This is a genomic window from Methylobacterium sp., assembly GCF_019750675.1.
Lineage (GTDB): Bacteria > Pseudomonadota > Alphaproteobacteria > Rhizobiales > Beijerinckiaceae > Methylobacterium.
This window is the reverse complement of record NZ_JAIEOF010000294.1, coordinates 1-1,662: the sequence shown is the minus strand read 5'-3', so window position 1 is coordinate 1,662 and position 1,662 is coordinate 1. Positions and strand designations below refer to the sequence as shown.

Sequence of the window (1,662 nt, the reverse complement as noted above, 5' to 3'; positions counted from 1 at the left end):
CAAGCCGCTCACAACGTGGCCGCTCGCCGATGAACGGGGTATACGGAGCCAAAAGAACCCCGTCAAGGAAAAATTCGGGGCGCTGCCTGTTTTCCCACGATTGCACAGGGCTCGCAGCTCGCAATCATTGCGGCGTCAGGCGCTTCCTGAACCAGTCCCGCAGGAGGTCTTCCTCGTAGGCGAAAGCACCGGACCGGTTCGCACGGGCGCCGAACAGGAAGTTGATGTCGCTGACCCGCTCGTCTCCGCCGGCGATCCGGCGACCGCCTCGACGCAGGTCGTAATGCAAGCGGAAGGCCGGCGGCGTCACGTCGGTCACCACCCGCGGTGACGAGACCGGAGACAGGCCCGGATGCGCGAAGCCGGCCAGATCGATGTCCAGTACGTCGACGCGAAGATCGTCGCCCGGCGCCATCGCGCGCAAAGCCGCCCCCTCGATGATGCGCCGGACTTCCGCGAGGGTGACGCGAAGCCCCGGACCCGCACCGACGCGGTCGCCCGCATCCGTGTAGCGTTCGGGAGCGACGAAGTTTACCGTCACCCGCGGAGCCGGAGCGCTCGCGGCGGGCCCCGCGGCGGTCACGAGAAACCCCACCAGCATCGCGCCGTGCCGGACCGCGGGATGGATCGCCACCGCCTCAGTATCCGCGCTTGACCTGCGCGAGGGCACGGGTCAGCCCGTCGGCGATGAACTCCCGCTCGGGCGGCGAGGCATCGCGGGCGACGACCACGAACTCCCTGCGCGACACGAGGGTGAGCGTCTGCATGCCGTATTCCTCGTCCTCGACCTTGGTGAGCTTCGTCCAGAGCGGATTGAAGCGCCATTCGCGGCGCTCGCCGCGATGGGTCACCCGCGCGAGCATCACCTCGATCGGCGAGATCGCCACCTCCTCAAAGGAACGCCCCCGCCGGAAGCTCACCTTGAGCGCCGCGTAGAGGGCCAGCATGTCGAGGCCGAAGAAGCCCGCCACCGGCCAGTATCCGGCCTTCACGCAGGCGACCGAGGTGACCAGGGAGACGGCGCAGCACAGCACCATCACGATGCGGAAGCCCTCGTGGCTCAGGGATTGGTGAGGCCGGATGGTCGCCCGGAAGACAGGCCGATCCATGCTGTCGGGGTCCAGGCCGTCCGGGTGCAGACCCGTCGCCGGCATGCCCGTGCGGGGGTCCTGATGATTGCCGCTCGCCATGCAATGCATATAACGCTTGGATGCGAACCCGACAGCCGACCAAACCGCGGAAATCGCCGATCTCCGCGCGTCTTTCCGCGCCGATCGTCGCAGAGGTGCCGATCGCGCCCGAACCGGTGGGACCGGAGACCGTCGCGGAGATCTTTTCGCGCTTGTCGGCGGCCAACCCGGAGCCCCGCGCCGAACTCGATTTCCAGAACCCGTTCACCCTTCTGGTGGCGGTCGTGCTGTCCGCCCAGGCCACGGATCGCAGCGTGAATCTCGCCACCGCCCCCCTCTTCGCGATCGCCGATACCCCGGAGAAGATGCTGGCGCTGGGCGAGGAACGGGTGCGGGACTTCATCCGCACGATCGGACTGTTCAACACCAAGGCGAAGAACGTGATCGCGCTCTCGCGCATCCTGGTGGAACGGCATGGCGGTGCGGTGCCGAGGCGGCGCGAAGACCTCGAGGTTCTGCCCGGCGTCGGCAC

General features: G+C 67.9%; 2 protein-coding genes and 1 pseudogene. 1 reads left to right on the top strand and 2 read right to left on the bottom strand.

Annotation, left to right across the window (positions count from 1 at the left end; translation table 11 throughout):
- Window positions 1–124: 124 nt before the first annotated feature.
- Both K2X24_RS15485 and K2X24_RS15480 read right to left on the bottom strand, forming a co-directional pair.
- Window positions 125–634, bottom strand: coding sequence for a DUF3016 domain-containing protein (locus K2X24_RS15485; protein ID WP_292499261.1), 510 nt, complete (start codon window positions 632–634; stop codon window positions 125–127).
- A 4-nt stretch (window positions 635–638) separates the two neighbouring features.
- The gene (locus K2X24_RS15480) at window positions 639–1,154 is read right to left on the bottom strand and encodes a DUF2244 domain-containing protein (protein ID WP_292499260.1); all 516 of its coding nucleotides are present in this window, start codon (window positions 1,152–1,154) and stop codon (window positions 639–641) included.
- A gap of 56 nt (window positions 1,155–1,210) precedes the next feature.
- Between K2X24_RS15480 and K2X24_RS15475 the strand changes: the two are divergent.
- Window positions 1,211–1,662: pseudogene (locus K2X24_RS15475) on the top strand (endonuclease III); the annotation flags it as partial.